The following is a 4,147-nucleotide window of genomic DNA, read 5'->3' as shown; positions in this document are numbered from 1 at the left end:
AATTTTTAGGTAGACTGAGTTATTTCGCTTAATAATTTACTAATAGGGAGTAAAGCATTAGGAGTGAGGGATAGACTTCATTTCTAATGCTTTGCTCCTTTATCCATTAATGAATCACTTTTACCCGGCCAATGTCACAGACGATCGGGTCTATAGTAATATTTTGATAATAAATATTAATTATTTCAAATCTAAATAAACGATTAATTTTCAAAACCTGAGCGCACAATAGCTATACTTGAAGAAGGAGACAGGAGACAGGAGACAGGAGACAGGAGGAAAATTACATGGGGATTCTCACCCCAAGTAATTTTGAACACCGTGTAGACGGTGGGGTATTAAACCCACAAAGAAAATGATAATACATAGTTAATTCTCTTCATTTTTCCTGCAATACCAATTAATACTACGTTACAAATACTGATATAGCATATAAATATATCAGTATGTATTATACCAATTCCCAAAAATAATGCTATACTTCCGATGAACTTCAGTTATTAAGTAATAATAATGATTCAGTAATGAATGTAGAGGATTATCGGCATTAATCCAAAATATCTTATGCCTTTTAACCCTATTCCCTACTTCCAAGGAGATGTAGCAAAACTTTTGAGAAATGGTATTACTATATTTTCTCAGGTTATTGATAATTGAAAATAGTATACTCAAGACTTTAACCTTGCCAAATAAAAAATTAATAGATAATAACTCAATAAGTTATTATCTATTAACCAGCTCGGCAAAGTAGTTAGTGCCGATAAACTATAACTTTAATCCTTACTAACAGAGTAAATCCCCTTAATAATCAAGGGGTATGAGTAAAAACTGAATGAAAAAAACTCTTAATAAATTTGTAAAATATAGTCCTAGCATTCTCAGTATCACCCTACTAATGGCTAATACTGCCCAGGCACTGCCTACTCCACCAGAGAATCAGACATCACCCAAAAATTCTATTGGGGTATCCGACCTAGAATCAAAAAAACCTACTCAGACATCACCCAAAAATTCTATTGGGGTATCCGACCTAGAATCAGAGACCTCTATTGAAGGGATAACTTCAGGAATTAAAGGGGCATCAGACTTAGAAGTAGTAGACCCAATGGGCCAAGTAACATCTGTTTCCCAGTTATCAGATGTCCAACCCACAGATTGGGCTTTTCAAGCTTTACAATCATTAGTAGAACGTTATGGTTGTATCGCAGGTTATCCGGATGGCACATTCAAAGGCAACCGTGCCATGACTCGTTATGAATTTGCAGCAGGTTTAAACGCTTGTTTAGACAGAATTACGGAATTAGTCGCAGCAGCAACCGCAGACTTAGTAACTCGCGACGACTTAGCTGTGTTACAAAGGTTGCAAGAAGAATTTGCCGTAGAATTAGCAGAATTGCGCGGTCGTGTAGATGCTTTAGAAGCACGCAGCGCAGAATTGGAGGCCAATCAATTTTCCACCACAACCAAACTAGATGGTGAAGTACTATTCTGGGTAACTGATACTTATGGAGAAAGAGCCCAAGCTCGGGGAGAAGCATCAGCTAATGACAAAACTGAAACCACCTTTTCTTATCGAGTACGTCTGAATTTTGAGACCAGCTTTACTGGAGAAGATTTACTATTTACCCGTCTACAAGCCACTGATATTCCAGACCTCAGCGGAGAAAACCTCACTAATACCTTAATGACTCTTGCAGGTATTGATGAAGGTGATGGTGATGATACAGTCATCATTGACTTATTCTTCTATAGTTTCCCTGTAGGCGATAAGGCTCAAGTTTTAGTTGGCCCTACTGGAGTAGACCTTGACGACGTTTCCACAGTTTTAACACCTCTTCAAGATGAAGGCGATGGCACTATCTCCCGCTTTGGTAGACGTAATCCTACCAGTTTCCGAGGCCCTGCTGGTGCTGGTCTGGGGATTCAGTACGCATTTAATGAGACCTTTTTACTCGAAATCGCTTACTTATCTGGCGAGCCAGAAGATCCAAATGAAGGTGCTGGTATTTTCAATGGTGACTATAGTGCTTTGGGTCAGCTCATAATTCAACCCAATCCCAATCTGTCTTTTGGCCTAGGTTATGTTCGTAAGTATTGGGGTAAAGATTCTGTTGATGTGAGTGCAGCTACAGGTAGTTTCAAGGCTCAAGATCCTTTTGATGGTACTCCCACTACTGCTGATAACGTTGGGTTTCAAGCTAATTGGAGGGTAAATGACAAGATTGAAGTGGGCGGTTGGTTTGGCACCACCTGGGCTCGTCCGGAAAATGATAACGGTGATGATGACGACGTTACTATCATTAATGGAATGCTCTATGTTGCTTTTCCAGATTTGTTTAAGGAAGGTAACATGGGCGGTATTATGGTAGGGGTTCCTCCTATTGTTACCGATGGCGGTGATGATGATTCACTCAAGGATGACGATACTTCTATACATATAGAAGCAATTTATCGATTCCAACTTAATGATAATATCTCTGTTACTCCTGGTTTATTTGTGATTACTAATCCGAATCACGATGATTTTAATGATACTATTTGGGTGACAACATTACGGACTACTTTTAGATTCTAACTAATATAGCAATCCTAAATGATTTGTCAAAAATCTCAGTATAGATAAAAATTCTGAAACTTTTCCCCTTATTCCCAGTTAAGGTGTTCCCTAAATTCCAAGATATTGTTACCCGCAACTGATATCATGTCCGGTAGTATCCTTAGTGTGTAAAATTACGTCACAATTGGAGGAAACCCTTCTTCCTTCTAACTTATGTTCTCTATCTCCCTTTCATCAAAGTCTAAGTATATAATCGGACATGATATGAAATAGGATTGCTATAGTAGATTCTTAAATTTTCAGATCATAAAATTACTGGAGTTTAGACTAAGACAAAATTTCCCAAGATTGTTTTGGGTGAAAAAAGAAGGTAAATTAACCAAAAATTGAGTCTAAGTTTTCAGATTTTTGGTTTTTTTTGTGGGACTTTTTCGTTTTTTTACTACAGGATAACGGGTTCTTTTACTTCTGACTTTACCTGTTTTCCAACCAGTGGATTTTCCACGGGGTTTGGCAGTTTTAGCAGGGGTTCCAATCTTGACTAAAAGTCCGAACATTGATTGTGCGACCCTTCCAGGGCTTAAGTTTTTTTGAGGCTTAAGCTCACGGAAGATAAGGATTCATAAGTAGAAGGCCATTGTCTTTGAAATCAAGGTGAAAGGGAAAAATCAGCCAATGAATTGGCTGTTAAGCGTGGTTAAAACTGCATGGATTAAATCATAAGTGGAATCCTGAGCAAACCCAAGTAAATTGTAGGTATCAGTCCTAAATTTTTGCAGTCTATTTATGTTAGTATTCATCAGGGAGAGTTATGTTTCTATTTAATTGCTTTTCAATTTTCTCCCTTTTTCTGAAATTTGATTTATTAATATTTGTCAACCATCAACTTTGCTGGTATTCAGTAGCGATCGCACATGAGATTATACTAGACTGTACGGTGTTATTTTTGGGTACAACGCTGCTCCCTCAGGTATTTACAACTTCCAGCTCAAAGTGCAGTAAGCGAAAAGGTTTACAAAAAATAATGTGTAAATCTGCCAGAATGCACTGCTATAGTTAGTCTAAACTCTAGAAGATAGCCATTATATGATCAAGGAAGATGATGATCGCTATGGCAATAAAATGACTGAAGCTACCAAATAAATTCCTCATAAATTCCTCCTAGAAAGTTTACTGAACCCTTGTCATACCTTGTGGCGATCGCTCGATACTGTTTGAGTTTGGCGAAAAAATTTTTGATCTGATGAGGTACTTTGTATAAGACTCGATCATAATTACGGAGTTCTTTTAGATTTTTTTTCGGTGGAATCACTACTTCTATTCCTCTCTCAGTCAAAGGCTTTATCACCCGTTAAACCGCGTAGAGGATGTCAAACAAAGGCTCCAAGAGATTATTTTTGAGCTATGTACTGAGCACAACTGGAGGTTGATAGCACTAGAAATTATGCCAGACCATGTTCATCTAGAGCATCAACTTCACGCCTTTTTGGAGAAAGAACATTTGCTATCGTTATCAATGCTAGTTCTATAGAAGAGGCCACAGAAATTGATAATTTTATGACCAATGTCGAGCCATCAAAAGTAACATCT

At 37.7% G+C, this 4,147-nt stretch carries 4 protein-coding genes; 2 read left to right on the top strand and 2 right to left on the bottom strand.

Annotated elements, in window-relative coordinates:
* Positions 1 to 832: 832 nt before the first annotated feature.
* Complete coding sequence (locus F6K13_RS21380; protein ID WP_287288317.1) at positions 833 to 2,575, top strand: iron uptake porin; 1,743 nt, start codon at positions 833 to 835, stop codon at positions 2,573 to 2,575.
* Between the two features lie 374 nt (positions 2,576 to 2,949).
* Here F6K13_RS21380 and F6K13_RS21375 read toward each other — a convergent pair whose 3' ends face one another.
* Positions 2,950 to 3,114, bottom strand: a complete 165-nt coding sequence (locus F6K13_RS21375) for a hypothetical protein (RefSeq protein WP_205127650.1) — start codon at positions 3,112 to 3,114, stop codon at positions 2,950 to 2,952.
* A gap of 575 nt (positions 3,115 to 3,689) precedes the next feature.
* Positions 3,690 to 3,893, bottom strand: a complete 204-nt coding sequence (locus tag F6K13_RS21370) for a transposase (protein WP_205127232.1) — start codon at positions 3,891 to 3,893, stop codon at positions 3,690 to 3,692.
* Between F6K13_RS21370 and F6K13_RS35840 the strand changes: the two genes are divergently transcribed.
* Positions 3,849 to 4,088 (top strand): transposase, encoded by a 240-nt coding sequence (locus F6K13_RS35840; RefSeq protein WP_353769996.1) that lies wholly within the window; start codon positions 3,849 to 3,851, stop codon positions 4,086 to 4,088. The genes F6K13_RS21370 and F6K13_RS35840 overlap by 45 nt on opposite strands.
* Positions 4,089 to 4,147: the final 59 nt, after the last annotated feature.

This window comes from Okeania sp. SIO2B9, assembly GCF_010672505.1.
Taxonomy (GTDB): Bacteria; Cyanobacteriota; Cyanobacteriia; order Cyanobacteriales; family Microcoleaceae; genus Okeania; species Okeania hirsuta.
The sequence above is the reverse complement of the archived record's forward strand: the minus strand, read 5'-3'. Positions and strand labels throughout refer to the sequence as shown.